Here is a 14,166-nt window from a genome sequence, read left to right as displayed (position 1 = left end):
ACGGCGGCCGCGCGGCGATAAGTAGGATTGCCCATTTGGAATATGGCCGTCCTCGGCTATGCTACGGGGTCTTCATAACAGTAGGCGATGGAAATTCGGTCAAATAAGGCCGGTTTCCCGGGCGTTGCGGGCGTTTTCCATACAAAATGACGGAACCCGCCGCGTCCGACCGAACCCGCCTGAAAACATGGAAATCGGCTTACTTCTGATTTTGTTCCTCGCCAATGGCATCTTCGCCATGAGCGAGATCGCCGTCGTCACAGCCCGCAGGTCCCGCCTCCAGCAGCGCGCCGACGAGGGCGACACCCGGGCCCGTGCCGCCCTGGAGCTGGCGGAACACCCCACCCGCTTTCTTTCCACCGTCCAGATAGGCATCACCTCCATAGGCATCCTGACCGGCATCGTCGGCGAGGGCGCCCTCGCCCAGCCGCTGGCCGAGCTCATCCGCCTCCACTTCCCGGCGCTGGAACAGGCGGCCAACGGCATCGCGCTGACGCTGGTGGTCATCGTCATCACCTTCCTGTCCATCATCATCGGGGAACTGGTGCCCAAACGGGTGGGACAGATGCATGCCGAAACCATCGCCGGCCTCATCGCCGCGCCGATGCGGCTGCTGTCGTGGGTCGCCACGCCTTTCGTCAGGCTGCTGTCCCTGTCCACCGACACGGTGCTCAAGCTGCTGGGCGCGAAAGAGGCCAACGACCAGCTCGTCACGGAAGAGGAGATCCAGGTGCTGATGGCCCAGGGCGCCACGGCAGGCATCTTCGAACAGGCCGAGCAGCAGATGGTGCGCAACGTCTTCCGCCTGGACGAGCGTCGCTTGTCGTCGCTGATGGTGCCGCGCTCGGACATCGTGTACCTGGACGTCAATGCCCCCCTCGAGGTATCCAAGGCCAAGATCGAGAGTTCGCACTATTCGCGCTTCCCGGTGGTCCGCGACGACCTGTCCGACGTGATCGGTTTCGTCCGCGCCAAGGACCTGCTCGCCCAACTCATGGCCGGCGAGCCGCTCGACCTGACCAGCCGGCTCACGCCGGTGCTGTACGTGCCCGAGACCCTGACCGGAACGGAACTGGTCCAGAATTTTCGCGATTCGCACACCCAGACGGCGCTGGTGGTGGACGAGTACGGAGACGTGCAGGGGCTGGTCACCCTGCGCGACGTGCTCGAAGCCATCGTGGGTGAGTTCCATGCTTCCACGGCGCCGGAGGAACCTTCCGCCCTGCAGCGCGAAGACGGGTCCTGGCTGCTCGACGGCCTGCTCGACGTGCACGAGATGGAAGACATGCTCGCGCTGCCCGGCCTGCCCGAGGGCGACTCGGGCACCTACCACACGCTGTCCGGCATGCTGATGCTGCTGCTAGGCCGTATCCCGCACACCGGCGAACAGGTCGACTGGGGGGGCTGGAACTTTGAAATCGTCGATATGGATGGCAAACGCATCGACAAGGTCATCGCCACCCGCGTGGAGTCGGCAGAGCCGCCGCCGGAACCGTATTGAAATCGAAGGCCGGCAGCCCCATCTACAGTACTGACGGACGCCGGCGGCGCACCAAGCCGGTGCCTGCCGGTCCCCTTGCGGCCCCGCCCCCGGCATATCGAACCGAAACCGGGAACTTTTCCATCCCCGCGGCCGACCAAACGGTTTGACCGCCCATCCCGAGCCGCCATCCGGCCAGACGCTAGACCTATGACTGACACCATCGCCAAGCTGCTCCGCACCGTATTCGTGGCAGGCATCGCCCTGGTCGGCATGATCATGGCGGCCATACTCGTCGCCTCCACGGCGGTGGCCCTGGCCATCGTCTACGTGGTGGCCAAGCTGCGCGGCAAACCTTTCGTCCCCAATACCTATTGGAAACGCTCGCAAACCCGCTGGGGCTTCGGCGGCGGCACCGCCACCGACAACGGCGGCGCGAGCCAGCCGGTCCGCAGCGGCTATGCCGGCCGCATGAAGCGCAGCGACATCGTCGACGTGGAAGTTCGCGATATTCCCTGACGTATCGGCACGCCGCTCCCTCCTCTCGACCTGCCGGCCGTTGGCGGCGCAAACCCTCCCAGACGTGCGGCGAGGCCGCCGCAGGACATCACGGGGCCGCCTTCAGTAGTCCACTGTGCGCCGCTACCCTCTGCCACTTGGGCAGGCTCTGCCGGATCTCGTCACGCAATACGGCCGGCGTGCTACCGATGGGCTCGAAACCCATCTCGCTGATCAGTTTCGCTTGCTGCGGATCCTTCATCATTCTCGCCATGGCATCGGACAACGTGTCGATGATGGCCGCCGGCGTGCCGGCCGGCGCGAACAGGCCGGTCCAGTTTTCCACCACGAAGCCGGGCGCGGCGCTCTCGTCCACGGTAGGGATTCCCGGCAACTGGCTGGACCGCTGCCTGGAGGTGACCGCCAGCGCGATCATCTTGCCGCTGCGGATATGGGGCAACAGCGGCGCGGCCATGGCCCAGATGGCGTCGACGTGGCCGCCCAGCAAATCATTGACGGCGGGACCCGAGCCGCTGTAGGGCACGTCGGTCCAGTCCAACGACATGCGTTGGCGAAACATCATGCCAGTGAACTGGCTGGCCGTACCGGTGCCGGTCGAGGCCACGCTCAAGGGCTTGGCGCGAGCGGCCTCGACGAATTCGCTGAGGGACTTGGGTCCCAGGCCGGGCCTCACCACCAGCACGCCGGGCGACGAGATCAGCAGGGACACCGGGGCAAAGCTTTTTACCGGATCGATCCTGCCGGTCTTGCTGACCACCGCCGAAGTCACCAGCGAATCGGAATTGACGAACAAGGTATAGCCATCGGGCGTAGCGGCCGCCACGAAGGCGCCGCCGATCTCGGTATTGCCGCCGGGCTTGTTTTCGACCAGAAAAGTGCCGCCCAGATTCACGCGCAGATACTCGGCCGCCAGGCGCGCCACGGTATCCAGGGTGCCGCCGGGCGCGACGGGCACGATGATGCGGACCGGACGTTCGGGATATCCGGCCCAGGCCGGAGCGGCATGGAGGAGCACAGCGCAGGCGGCGGCGAACAGCAATCGGGATTTGCTCATGCGTATCTCCAGTGGATCGGGATCAGCGTGCATACTTGGGAAAGAGCCGCAGTGCATTGCCGCGGTTGATCGCCGCATGGCGTTCCGGGCTCATGTCCAGTGCGTCCAGGTTGCGTACGGATTCCACGGTGCCGGTTTCGCCGGCCATCGGCCAGTCGGTGGCGAACAGGATGCGATCGGGCGCCGCGACCTCCCGCAGCGAGCCCATGGTGCTCGCGGTGGGCGATAGCGCCGTGTCGTACCAGAACAGGCGCAACTTGGCGTACACCTCATCGATGGACCACTGGGGCAGACGGCGATCGATGGTGGGCGAGACGGCTACGCGCCATGAGATATAAGGTAGCGTGCCGCCCGCATGGGCGAGGATGAATTTGATGTCCGGGTAGCGCCCCAGCGTGTCGGCATAGAGCATGTTGACCGCGGCTCGCGTGGTGTCGAAAAGGTACTCGACCAGGAACCCGGGGAAAGGCAGGTCGATCTTCTTGCTGTTGGGGTGGTAGGTGGGGTGGATGAAGACCACGGCGCCGCGGCGGTTCAGTTCCTCCATCAGCGGATCGAAGGCGGGATCGCCGAGAAACTTCTCGCCATAGCTGGCGAACAGCATTACGCCGTCCATTTTCAGCGTATCCAGGGCGTAGGCGATTTCTTCGCAGCCGCGGTCCAGCTCGAAGGGGTCCTGGATGGGCAGGCTGGCAAAGCCGCCGAAGCGTCCCGCCCATTTTTCGCCGATCTCGACCGCGAACTCATTGCAGCGCCGCGCCAGCTTGGCGGCCTCGTCCCGGGAGCCGAACAGGAAACCCGGATAGGCCACCGAGGTGATCAGCGTGGCGATATCGTTGGCTTCCATCATTTTCAGGGCCAGTTCGGGCGACCAGTTGGGGTAGCGGCCCTGGGCCGGTACCGCACCGGCATCGATGGCGGCCTGCCGGTAAAAGTCCGGGATCATGTGGGTATGGACATCGATGCGGCGTGCGCTGGGCATGAAAGTCTCCTCCTAGGATGGGTGGGGCGTGCGATCCTTTCCCGGCCACGACAAACCGCGGATATGGGCCGTCTTGGCAACGCCGGACTTGCGACGCGTGCCGGCGGGCTATTCCCTACTCCAGCCGGATATTGGCGCGCGAGGCCAGCTGGGAGTAGGTGGCCAGGTCCTGGCCGATCTGCTGCCGGAAGGCCTCCGCCCCGCGCGCATCCACCTCGTAATAGCGGGCGTTCAGTTCACTCTTGAACTTGGGATCCCCGAGCACCGCGGCCACTGCCGCCTCGAGGCGGCGCCGTATGGCCTCGGGCGTCTTGGCCGGCGCGAACAGCCCGAACCAGACTGTGAGGTCCATATTCTTGAACAGCGGCGTTTCCGCCATTGCGGGCACCTGCGGCATGAACGACAGCCGCTTGGCCGAGGTGACGGCCAGCATGCGCAGCTTGTTACCGGAGGCGTAGGGAGCAAGGTTCGGTATGGTGCTGAAAACGATGGGCACCTGGTCGCCCAGGCCGGCGCTCACCGCGGGGGCGCAGCCGTTGTACGGAACATGAACGAGGGCCGTGCCCGCGTACTGGTTGAACCCGGCGCCAGCCAAGTGCTGCGGCGAGCCATTGCCGCACGAAGCGTAGTTGGCCTTGTCCGGATGCGCACGGATGTAGTCGACCAGCTCGGCCAGGTTGCCGGCGGATACGCTGGCGGCTACGCCGATGGCGACGGGAGAAGACACAAGCAGCGAGACCGGCTGCAGGTCCTTGGTCAGGTCATAGCCGCGCGTATAGCCAAGCGCCGCATTGATGGTGATGGTGTTGTTGTTCAGCAGCAGTGTGTAGCCGTCGGCGGGTGCCCGGGCGACATAGCCCGAGCCGATGTTGCCCGCTGCGCCCGTACGGTTGTCCACGATAATGGACTGGTTGTTCAGGTGCGAGGGCAGGTTCTGCGCGAGCAACCGCGCAATGGTGTCCGCACCGCCTCCGGCCTGATAAGGAACAACGATGGTGATGGGGCGGGACGGGTAGGCGGCCGCCGGTTCGGCCCTCGGCGATGCCGACAGCGCCATACCCGTCAGGAGGACAGCCAAATGCGCCGCGCGGTGCGCAGCACGAACATAGGAACCCATTCTCCCGTCTCCTCGTTGTAATGCCGACTTGTTCCGGCACGATAGAGAGCGGGGTGTGGATAGGCAATGCAATACGGCTAATAGGCCCTATTGTCGAATGCCATTCCCATGGAGAAAACGCCGGAGCGGGACATCAGGGTCGGTACAGGCCACGCCGAGCCAGCCAATCGTTGATCAGTGCCGAAACCTCGAGGTTGTTCTTGTCCATCATTACCATGTGCGAATTGCCCTTGATCCCGACCTTGGGCAGATCCACCTCGTCCAACTCTCCTCCCGCCTTCCGTACCGCTTCGGCAAACTTCGCCCCCTTGGCGCGAATCGCCGGCCACCGGCTGTCCTGCTCGATGAAATCGCCATAGACCATCAGCGACGGCACGCCCTTGAGCGCCGCAACCTTGTCCAGGTCGCCGACTTCGGCCGGCTCCACCGCCACGACCGCGCGTATCTTGTCCGGCCGGGCCTGCGCCGCCTGGAAACCGAACTTGCCCGCCTGGCTGTGCACCAGCAGCACGCATGGGCAGACCTTGTCCACCAATTGCAGGTAGGCCTTCAGCGTCGGCTCGTCGGTGGTGATCCAGCGCGGCACGAACTGGCGCGCGAATTGCCAGATGTGATCGGCCGGGAACTGGTTGCCGGGCAGCAGCTTGCGCTGCGCCGGATCGTCGCTCCAGGAGCCGGCACCGCCGATGCGGAAGCGCTCGTAGGCATTGGCCGCGGTCACCAGCACCGGATCGCCCGGCCACACCGGCTTGGCCGTCGCCGGCCAGCCCGAGCGCCCGCGCTCGACCGCATCCGAGTTATAGACGGCCCAGCCCCGGCGCAGGAAATCGTTCAGCCATCCCGGGCGGCCATCCGGAGTCGTCTCATAGGTCACGCCCGACAGCCCGCCGCCGTGCCACAGCAGGAGCGGCACCGCGCCCTTGCGGTTCTCCGGAATGAAGTACTGCACGTACATCTGTCCGACCACGTACGTGCCATTGGGATCGATCTTGAGCGGAACGCCGTTGGCGGTGAACTTCACCTCCTTCACCGGCTCGCCCGACACCACGAATGTCTCGCCGCCGATGTGGAACGACCCCATGTCGCGCAATACGATGGGCTGCGCGCTCGCCGCCGCGCCCCACGCCGACAGCGCCAGCATGGCCGCGGCCATCCGTTTCTTCATGTTCTTGTCTCCACCATTAAGAAATCCCCTCCTCAATCCCGACGGCTTCGGACAGGGCACGGCGGATCAGGCTCCGCCGGCCCGCCCGCGCCGACCCCTGGCCCCGGCGCCGGGCCGCCCCAAGGGAGCTCCGCCGCGCAGCGGCTGGGGCCACCGTGCCGGGCGCGCGTCAGCGCGTAGGGGATCTACTCAGCGCTGAGCTTCGCCGCCTCGACCACCTTCTTCCAGCGTGCCACCTCGGATTTGACGAACTCGCCCAGTTCCTGCGGCGTGCTGCTCTGCGGATCGGCGCCTTGTTCCTTGAACTTGGCGATTACATCGGGATCGCGCAGCGCCGCGTTGAGCTCCTTGTTGAGACGGTCGACGATGGCCTGGTCCGTGCTGGCCGGCGCGAACAGCGCGTACCACTGGGGCACGCTGACGCCCTTGACGCCCAGTTCTTCGAGGGTCGGCACGTCCTTGAGCACTTCGGAGCGGCGATCGCCCGCCAAGGCGAGGGCCTTGATCTTGCCCGAGGCCAGGTGCGGATAGGCACTGAACAGGCTGGGGAACATGACCTGGGTAGTCCCGGCCAGCGTGTCGGTCATGGCCGGCGCGGAACCCTTGTACGGCACGTGCAGCATGTTCGTGCCCGTCACCATCTTGAACAGCTCGGCGGTGACGTGGGGCGCGGTGCCCAGGCCGGCGGAAGCGTAGCTGAGGCTGTCCGGATCCTTCTTGGCCTTGGCGATGAGTTCCTTGACCGAATTGACGCCCGCGCCGGAGGACACCACCAGCAGCGTGGGCGAGCTCGCCAGCATGCCGATGGGCTTGAAGTCCTTGACCGGGTCGTAGCGCAGCTTCTGCAGCGCGGGGTTGATGCCATGCGTGGCGATGTAGCCGAAGAGGATGGTGTAGCCGTCGCCCGGCGCACGCGCCACGTACTCGCTGGCGATGGCGCCTTGGGCGCCGGCCTTGTTGACGACGATGACGCTCTGCTTGAGGCCTTCGCCCATCTTCTGGGCGATGACCCGCGCGAACGCATCGTTGCCGCCGCCCGGCGCGGTGGGCACGACGATGGTGATGGGATGGTCGGGCCATGCCGCCTGGACGTTGGCGGCGCCAAGGGAAAGCGCGAAGGCGGTCACGCCGGCGGCAAGGGCCGGCACTCGGAATGAGGCTTGCATGAGAGAGTCTCCGTATCGTTCTTCGGTTTACCGAAGCATGGGCGTCGTCCGGCGGGCGCCAGGCTGGCGCGCCGCGGATGAACGCGTTCCTAAAACGTTCCTAAAAAAACCGGGCCGGCACGTAAAGCTGCCCTTCCATGATCTTCCTGGCGGTGCGGATCAGGCCCGCGCCGCGGACTTCCAGCGAGGACGCGCCCTCCCGCAATTCGACGTCGACATCGATGCGTCCGGCCGGATGCGCCACTTCGATGCGATGCATCCCCGCGGGGCGGGAAGCGCCGAGGTCGAACGCCACGGTGCCAGGCGTGACGAACGCCGTCGCCACGCCGATGGCGCCTGTCACCGCATGCGAGCGATGGCACTTGTGCGGCGTGAAATACCGCGACGTCACCATGTCGCCATGCGCGCCCGCGCTGACCAGCACGGGCTTGGGAATGACGCTGTCGGCCACGTCGCCCAGCCCCATCCGCCGGCCGGCTTCCCGGCGCAAGGACTCCAGCCGCTCGAGCAGCGCTTCATTGGCGTCGAGCTGGACCGGCGTCTCGTTGCCGGCCACCCCCAGCGAAGCGGCGCGCACGATCATCATCGGCATCGCGGCGTCTATGCACGTTACCGCGACGCCGTCGATCACGTCCTGCAGGTTCCCCGTGGGGAACACCTTGCCCGTCACCGAGCCCCAGGCATCGAGAAAATTCAGCCGGATGGGCGCGCCCGTCCCGGACACGCCGTCGATGCGGGCATCGCCCTCGTACTCGGTGCGGCCGCCGGGCGTCTGCACCACCGCGTCGATGGTCGACCGGGTGTTGACGTTGTAGATCCTCACGCGGGTCTCGCCATCGGTGGCCGGGACGATGCCCTGGTCGATGGCGAATGGCCCCACCCCGGACAGCATGTTGCCGCAATTCGGCCGCGTGTCGACCAGTTCCTTGTCCACCGACACCTGGGCGAACAGATAGTCCACGTCGCACCCCGGCCGCGCCGAGCGCGACACGATGGCGACCTTGCTCGTCAGGCTGTTGCCGCCCCCCAGGCCATCGACCTGCAATTCGTGCGGCGACCCCATCGCCGACAGCAGGACGCGATCGCGCTTGGCCACGTCTTCCGGCAGCCATTCGGCACGGAAGAACGGACCGCGGGACGTACCGCCGCGCATGAGGACACAAGGTATGGTCTTTTGCATGGCGGCATGATGAACCTCGCCCTTGCATTAGTGAATTGCAACTTTTATATAATTTGATGCATGGCACGCATCAATTTCGACCTCCAGGAATTGCAGGCATTCGTGGCCGTGGCCGAACGCTCGAGCTTTCGCGCCGCCGCCGAAGACCTGCACCTGTCCCAGCCCGCGCTCAGCCGCCGCATCGAGAAACTCGAAGCGATACTCGGCGCGCGCCTGCTCGACCGCACCACCCGCCACGTGTCCCTCACCAACGTGGGCCGGGTCTTCCTCGAGCGCTCGCGCGCCGCCCTGGACGAGCTCGAAGGCGCCATGCTCGGCGTGAGCGACCTCGCCGCCCAGCTGAGCGGCCTTGTCACCGTCGCCTGCGTGCCGTCGGTGGCGTACTACTTCCTGCCCTCGGTGCTGCGCGACTTCACCGCCAAGCATCCGCGCATCCGCGTGCGCGTCATCGACGAAGGCGCCAACACCGTGCTGAACGCGGTCATCTCCGGCCGCGCCGATTTCGGCGTGAACTTCATCGGCACGCAGGAAACGGAAGTCGACTTCAAGGCCATCTTCAAGGAAAGCTTCGTCCTGGCGGCGCGCAAGGACCATCCCCTGGCCAGGCGCAAATCGGTTACCTGGGAAGAACTCGCGGGCGAACGCCTCATGACCGTGGACAAAGGCAGCGGCAACCGGCTGCTCATCGAAGCGGCGCTCGCCAAGAGCGGCAAGCGCTCGCAGAACGCCATCGAAGTCAGCCACATCCTGACCCTGCTCGGCATGGTCGAAGCCGGACTCGGCGTGGCGGCGGTGCCCCAGCTGGCGCTTCCCCTCACCACCCATGCCACCCTGGTCGGCATCCCGCTCGGCCAACCCCGCGTCAGCCGCACCCTGGGCCTCATCTCCAAGCATGGCCGCGCGCTGTCTCCCGCCGCCAATCTGCTCTACGCCATGCTCAGGAGCGCGGGGCGGGCTGCTAGGAGTTAGGCTCCCCCCTACGCGCTGACGCGCGCCCGGCACGGTGAGCCCCCAGCCGCTACGCGGCAGCCCCCCGAGGGGGCCTGGGCCCGCCTTGGGGCGGCCCGGCGCCGGGCCCAGGGGGCGATGCGGGTGGACCGGAAGAGAGGCCCACCCCCTACGCCCTTCGGGCGCCCCCCTCAAGGGGACGATGCGGGTGGACCGGCGGAGCCGGATCCACCGCATCCTGGGGTACTGCCCGGCTGGCGCGAGATGGCGTTCTTGCGTCGTTCGGCTGCCGCTGTAGGGGCTGGGGCGTATTGTGAGGGGCTATACCGCCGGGTCGATCAATGCCAGGGCTTCGCGTATTGCGCCGGGTTCGGCGGGCCGCACTAGCCGCGCGACTTCCTGGCCTCGGTCGAGGAATACCAGGGTGGGCCACAGCTTCACGCCGAAAGAACGACCCAGCGGCCGCCCTTTTCCATCCTCCACTTTCAGGTGCCGGACCTTGGCGTGCCCCTCGAAGGCGGCCTCGAGCAAGGGTTGCGCCGCCTGGCAGTATCCGCACCAGGGAGCGCCGAATTCCAGGACAGCGGGCTCCTGCAGGGCGTCGATCTCGGCGCGGGTGGGTTCCTGGGTCGCGTAGACGGTATTCATGGACATGGCTGGCCTCCTGTACGCCCAGTATGGCAAAAACGGGCGAAAAGCGCGCAAGCGCCGTGCCCGCCCACCAGCTAAAATCCCCCTTTGACACACCATTTCCCTCAACCTCCGCCCCATGTCGCGCACACTCTTCGTCACCACCGCCCTGCCCTACGCCAACGGATCCTTCCACATCGGCCACATCATGGAATACATCCAGGCCGACATCTGGGTCCGCAACATGCGCATGCAAGGCCATACGGTCCACTTCGTGTGCGCCGACGACGCCCACGGCGCGCCCATCATGCTCAAGGCGGAAAGCGAGGGCATCACGCCGCGCGAGCTGGTCGCCCGCATCGCCGCCGAACGCCCGAAATACCTCCAGGGCTTTCACATCGCCTTCGACCACTGGCACTCCACCGACTCGGACGAAAACACCGAGCTTTCCCGCCAGATCTACCTCAAGCTGCGCGACGCGGGCCTCATCGAAACCCGCACCATCGAACAGTTCTACGACCCGGTCAAAGGCATGTTCCTGGCCGACCGCTACATCAAGGGCGAATGCCCCAAATGCGGCGCCAAGGACCAATACGGCGATTCCTGCGAAGTCTGCGGCGCGGTCTACGCGCCCACCGACCTGCGCAACCCCTACTCCACCCTGACCGGCGCCACGCCCGTCCTGAAAAGCTCCGACCACTTTTTCTTCAAGCTGTCGGATCCGCGCTGCTACGCCTTCCTGCAGGAATGGACCGGCAGCGTCAACGGCAACGGCACGCCGCGGCTGCAGCCCGAGGTCTACGCCAAGACCCGCGAATGGCTGGGCGAGGAAGGCAAGCTGGCCGACTGGGACATCTCCCGCGACGCCCCTTATTTCGGCATCGAGATTCCCGATGCTCCCGGCAAATATTTCTACGTCTGGCTGGACGCCCCGGTGGGCTATCTCGCCTCGCTCAAGGCCTATTGCGCGAAAACCGGCCTCGACTTCGACGCCCTGCTCGATCCGCAGTCCGACACCGAGCAATATCACTTCATCGGCAAGGACATCGTCTACTTCCACGCCCTGTTCTGGCCGGCCATGCTGCACTTCGCGCAGCGCAAGACGCCCGACGGCCTGCACGTGCATGGCTTCATCACCGTCAGCGGCGAGAAAATGTCCAAGAGCCGCGGCACCGGCATTTCGCCGCTGCGCTATCTCGACCTCGGCATGAATCCCGAATGGCTGCGCTACTACATCGCCGCCAAGCTCAACGCCCACGTCGAAGACCTGGACTTCAACCCCGACGACTTCGTCGCCCGCGTCAACAGCGATCTCGTCGGCAAATACGTGAACATCGCCAGCCGCGCGTCGAACTTCCTCATCAAGCACTTCGACGGCCAGCTCTGCTATGACGGCGGCGTGCCCATCGAACTCGAGAACGAGCTCAACGCCTCGGCCGAGATCGTCCGCAACGCCTTCGAAGCGCGCGAATACGGCAAGGCCATCCGGGAGATCATGGCCGCGGCCGACCGCGTCAACCAGGCCTTCGACGCGGCCCAGCCCTGGGTGCTTGCCAAGCAGCTCGGCGACGCGGACAAGAAGCGGGAACTGCACGACATCTGCTCGCGCACCATGGTCGGGTTCAAGGCGCTATCGGTCATGCTGGCCCCCGTGCTGCCGGCGCTGGCCCGGCGCGTGGCGCACGAGCTCTTCGGCCTGGGCCGCGACTTCGAATGGCGCGACGTGGTCGTGCCTCCGCAGCGCATCGCCCCGTACAAGCACCTGGCGCAACGCGTCGATCCCAAGCTGCTCGATGCGCTTTTCGAGCCGCCGGCGGCCCCCGCTCCCGCGGCGCCCACGCCTGGCGGCGAGGAAATCGCGCCCACCATCACCATCGACGATTTCGCCAAGGTCGACCTACGCATCGCCAAGATCGTGGACTGCCAGCATGTGGAAGGCTCGGACAAGCTCCTGCGGTTGACGCTGGATGCGGGCGAGGGCCGCACCCGGAACGTGTTCTCGGGCATCAAGTCCGCCTACAAGCCTGAAGACCTGATCGGCAAGCTGACCGTGCTGGTCGCCAACCTCGCGCCGCGCAAGATGAAGTTCGGCGTCTCCGAAGGCATGGTGCTGGCGGCCAGCCATGGGGACGAAAAGGCACACCCCGGCATCTACGTGCTCGAACCGGTGGCCGGCGCCCAGCCGGGCATGCGCGTCCGCTGACGGGCGTCGCCGCCCGCGGTTTCGCCGCGCGGCGGCGAACCGCCTGGGCTGCCCTCAGCCGTTGCGCGCCTCGGAGGGCTGGCCCGAGCCGGCCCCGCCCTTGACCCGGTTCACCACCATCCTTTCGTTCAATTGCTTGACGATGGACGAGCCGGTGGACACGCACAGGAACGGGAACAGCCCATGGACGAGGCCGGCCAGGGCCGCGGTGAACATGCGGCGGGCAAACCCCCACGATGCGGCGAGATGCTCGAAATAGCTCTCGCCCACCGAGGCTGGATGCGAGGTAAACGACCATTTACGCATGGGGAAATCGCAGTGTTGTGAAACTGCGGATACTTTATCAATGCAGCTCCGCAAAATTACTGCAAATTTCCGTCCAAACCGGGTTTCTGACGAAACGATTTTCTTCTTATTCGCTTTTTCCTGAAATTTCCTGCACTTCTGCTCCGAAACCGGAAATACCGCCAGCGCCAAGGCGGCGCGGCCCCAGGGTGCAGTAAACTCCCGAGTGCGATGAACGCCCGCCGGCGGACACGAGCTGCGCCGGCCAGGGCGCGGCATGCCAGAACAAAGGTTAGTCATGGCCAAGAGCTACGAATCCGATATCACCCAATTCCTGCAAGACCTCAAGCGTCAGCGTCCCCATCTCGAAGCCGAGCAGAAGAAGGGCCGCGCGCGCCTGTGGGACAAGACCATCGATCCGGAACTCGTCGAAGGCTTCAAGGCCGGGACGGTGCCGCAGAAGCCTTATGTCTATCAAACGGACGCCTGAACGTTCCCGACATGGGCTCATCCCCGCCCCCCAACGACGGGCTGACCGCATTGGCTGAACCCGCGGTCGACAGCACGCCGGACGTCGTCGATGGCGTGGCCATCGCGCGGCTGTACGGCGAACCGCTGTTCGCCCTGCCGCAGGACCTCTACATCCCGCCCGACGCGCTGGAGGTGTTCCTCGAGACCTTCGAGGGACCGCTCGATCTGCTGCTCTATCTCATCCGCAAGCAGAACTTCAACGTGCTCGACATACCGATGGCGGAAGTCACCCGCCAGTATCTTTCCTACGTCGACCAGATACGGCAGCACAACCTCGAGCTGGCCGCCGAGTACCTGCTCATGGCGGCCCTGCTGATCGAGATCAAGTCGCGCATGCTGCTGCCGGTGCGCAAGGCGGACACGGAAGAAGAAGTCGAAGACCCCCGCGCGGAGCTGGTGCGGCGGCTGCTCGAATACGAGCAGATGAAGCTCGCGGCGCAGAAGCTGGACCAGCTTCCCCAGCTGGGCCGGGACTTCGTCCGGGCCCAGGTGCTGCTGGAGCAGACCACGCAGCGCCGCCTGCCCGACGTCAACGCGGAGGAACTGCGCGAAGCCTGGGCCGAGATCGTCAAGCGGGCCAAGCTCAACGCGCACCATCACATCTCGCGCGAGGAACTCTCGGTACGCGATCACATGAGCCAGATCCTGCGGCGGCTGCAAAGCGTGCGCTACATGGAGTTCACCGAACTCTTCATGGAGCGCGTGCAGGACGGCGCGGGCGTGCCGGTCATCGTCGTCCATTTCATCGCCATGCTGGAGCTCGCCCGCGAATCGCTGGTCGAGATTACCCAGGCCGAGCCCTACGCCCCGATCTACGTTCGCCTGGCTTTCACTTCCGTCCACACCCATTGAGGCTTCGTCGCCGGGCGGCCCGCGAGCGGGCGCGCCGGTCCGGGCCGCTGCCAA

Annotated in this window: 14 protein-coding genes; 6 read left to right on the top strand and 8 right to left on the bottom strand. The window is 65.7% G+C overall.

The window, feature by feature from the left end; genetic code table 11:
• Positions 1 to 187 precede the first annotated feature (187 nt).
• On the top strand, positions 188 to 1,501 hold the full coding sequence (locus tag CDO44_RS06195; protein ID WP_087779448.1) for a hemolysin family protein: 1,314 nt from the start codon (positions 188 to 190) through the stop codon (positions 1,499 to 1,501).
• A gap of 189 nt (positions 1,502 to 1,690) precedes the next feature.
• Positions 1,691 to 1,999: a hypothetical protein gene (locus CDO44_RS06190; protein ID WP_087779447.1), complete on the top strand. Its 309-nt coding sequence runs from the start codon at positions 1,691 to 1,693 to the stop codon at positions 1,997 to 1,999.
• 88 nt (positions 2,000 to 2,087) lie between these two features.
• On the opposite strand, the gene CDO44_RS06185 is transcribed toward CDO44_RS06190, so the two are convergent.
• The 6 genes from CDO44_RS06185 to CDO44_RS06160 form a co-directional block, all read right to left on the bottom strand.
• A complete protein-coding gene (locus CDO44_RS06185) occupies positions 2,088 to 3,053 on the bottom strand; it encodes a tripartite tricarboxylate transporter substrate binding protein (RefSeq protein ID WP_158213210.1) in 966 nt (321 codons plus the stop codon).
• A gap of 22 nt (positions 3,054 to 3,075) precedes the next feature.
• Positions 3,076 to 4,035: an amidohydrolase family protein gene (locus CDO44_RS06180; RefSeq protein WP_087779445.1), complete on the bottom strand. Its 960-nt coding sequence runs from the start codon at positions 4,033 to 4,035 to the stop codon at positions 3,076 to 3,078.
• A 115-nt stretch (positions 4,036 to 4,150) separates the two neighbouring features.
• On the bottom strand, positions 4,151 to 5,152 hold the full coding sequence (locus CDO44_RS06175; protein WP_087779444.1) for a tripartite tricarboxylate transporter substrate binding protein: 1,002 nt from the start codon (positions 5,150 to 5,152) through the stop codon (positions 4,151 to 4,153).
• Positions 5,153 to 5,285: 133 nt separating this feature from the next.
• The gene (locus CDO44_RS06170) at positions 5,286 to 6,317 is read right to left on the bottom strand and encodes an esterase (RefSeq protein ID WP_087779443.1); all 1,032 of its coding nucleotides are present in this window, start codon (positions 6,315 to 6,317) and stop codon (positions 5,286 to 5,288) included.
• Positions 6,318 to 6,502: 185 nt separating this feature from the next.
• On the bottom strand, positions 6,503 to 7,483 hold the full coding sequence (locus tag CDO44_RS06165; protein ID WP_087779442.1) for a tripartite tricarboxylate transporter substrate binding protein: 981 nt from the start codon (positions 7,481 to 7,483) through the stop codon (positions 6,503 to 6,505).
• Positions 7,484 to 7,583: 100 nt separating this feature from the next.
• On the bottom strand, positions 7,584 to 8,663 hold the full coding sequence (locus CDO44_RS06160; protein WP_087779441.1) for a 4-oxalomesaconate tautomerase: 1,080 nt from the start codon (positions 8,661 to 8,663) through the stop codon (positions 7,584 to 7,586).
• Positions 8,664 to 8,723: 60 nt separating this feature from the next.
• On the opposite strand from CDO44_RS06160, the gene CDO44_RS06155 reads away from it, so the two are divergent.
• Positions 8,724 to 9,632, top strand: coding sequence for a LysR family transcriptional regulator (locus CDO44_RS06155; protein WP_087779440.1), 909 nt, complete (start codon positions 8,724 to 8,726; stop codon positions 9,630 to 9,632).
• A 300-nt stretch (positions 9,633 to 9,932) separates the two neighbouring features.
• Here CDO44_RS06155 and CDO44_RS06150 read toward each other — a convergent pair whose 3' ends face one another.
• Positions 9,933 to 10,265: a thioredoxin family protein gene (locus CDO44_RS06150; RefSeq protein ID WP_087779439.1), complete on the bottom strand. Its 333-nt coding sequence runs from the start codon at positions 10,263 to 10,265 to the stop codon at positions 9,933 to 9,935.
• Positions 10,266 to 10,380: 115 nt separating this feature from the next.
• On the opposite strand from CDO44_RS06150, the gene metG reads away from it, so the two are divergent.
• Complete coding sequence (metG, locus tag CDO44_RS06145; protein ID WP_087779438.1) at positions 10,381 to 12,444, top strand: methionine--tRNA ligase; 2,064 nt, start codon at positions 10,381 to 10,383, stop codon at positions 12,442 to 12,444.
• Between the two features lie 54 nt (positions 12,445 to 12,498).
• On the opposite strand, the gene CDO44_RS06140 is transcribed toward metG, so the two are convergent.
• Positions 12,499 to 12,750, bottom strand: coding sequence for a DUF6356 family protein (locus CDO44_RS06140; protein ID WP_087779437.1), 252 nt, complete (start codon positions 12,748 to 12,750; stop codon positions 12,499 to 12,501).
• 277 nt (positions 12,751 to 13,027) lie between these two features.
• Between CDO44_RS06140 and CDO44_RS06135 the strand changes: the two genes are divergently transcribed.
• Both CDO44_RS06135 and CDO44_RS06130 read left to right on the top strand, forming a co-directional pair.
• On the top strand, positions 13,028 to 13,219 hold the full coding sequence (locus CDO44_RS06135) for a DUF3460 family protein (RefSeq protein ID WP_087779436.1): 192 nt from the start codon (positions 13,028 to 13,030) through the stop codon (positions 13,217 to 13,219).
• A gap of 11 nt (positions 13,220 to 13,230) precedes the next feature.
• Positions 13,231 to 14,112: a ScpA family protein gene (locus tag CDO44_RS06130; protein WP_087779435.1), complete on the top strand. Its 882-nt coding sequence runs from the start codon at positions 13,231 to 13,233 to the stop codon at positions 14,110 to 14,112.
• Positions 14,113 to 14,166: the final 54 nt, after the last annotated feature.

This window comes from Pigmentiphaga sp. NML080357 (assembly GCF_002188465.1).
GTDB lineage: Bacteria > Pseudomonadota > Gammaproteobacteria > Burkholderiales > Burkholderiaceae_B > Pigmentiphaga.
The sequence above is the reverse complement of the archived record's forward strand: the minus strand, read 5'-3'. Positions and strand labels throughout refer to the sequence as shown.

Coding starts and splice junctions, on each gene's coding strand:
- CDO44_RS06155 (WP_087779440.1), top strand. CDS start 8,724: ATGGCACGCATCAATTTCGACCTCCAGGAATTGCAGGCATTCGTGGCC.
- CDO44_RS06195 (WP_087779448.1), top strand. CDS start 188: ATGGAAATCGGCTTACTTCTGATTTTGTTCCTCGCCAATGGCATCTTC.
- CDO44_RS06190 (WP_087779447.1), top strand. CDS start 1,691: ATGACTGACACCATCGCCAAGCTGCTCCGCACCGTATTCGTGGCAGGC.
- CDO44_RS06135 (WP_087779436.1), top strand. CDS start 13,028: ATGGCCAAGAGCTACGAATCCGATATCACCCAATTCCTGCAAGACCTC.
- CDO44_RS06130 (WP_087779435.1), top strand. CDS start 13,231: ATGGGCTCATCCCCGCCCCCCAACGACGGGCTGACCGCATTGGCTGAA.
- CDO44_RS06180 (WP_087779445.1), bottom strand. CDS start 4,035: ATGCCCAGCGCACGCCGCATCGATGTCCATACCCACATGATCCCGGAC.
- CDO44_RS06150 (WP_087779439.1), bottom strand. CDS start 10,265: ATGTCCATGAATACCGTCTACGCGACCCAGGAACCCACCCGCGCCGAG.
- CDO44_RS06175 (WP_087779444.1), bottom strand. CDS start 5,152: ATGGGTTCCTATGTTCGTGCTGCGCACCGCGCGGCGCATTTGGCTGTC.
- CDO44_RS06165 (WP_087779442.1), bottom strand. CDS start 7,483: ATGCAAGCCTCATTCCGAGTGCCGGCCCTTGCCGCCGGCGTGACCGCC.
- CDO44_RS06170 (WP_087779443.1), bottom strand. CDS start 6,317: ATGAAGAAACGGATGGCCGCGGCCATGCTGGCGCTGTCGGCGTGGGGC.
- CDO44_RS06160 (WP_087779441.1), bottom strand. CDS start 8,663: ATGCAAAAGACCATACCTTGTGTCCTCATGCGCGGCGGTACGTCCCGC.
- metG (WP_087779438.1), top strand. CDS start 10,381: ATGTCGCGCACACTCTTCGTCACCACCGCCCTGCCCTACGCCAACGGA.
- CDO44_RS06185 (WP_158213210.1), bottom strand. CDS start 3,053: ATGAGCAAATCCCGATTGCTGTTCGCCGCCGCCTGCGCTGTGCTCCTC.
- CDO44_RS06140 (WP_087779437.1), bottom strand. CDS start 12,750: ATGCGTAAATGGTCGTTTACCTCGCATCCAGCCTCGGTGGGCGAGAGC.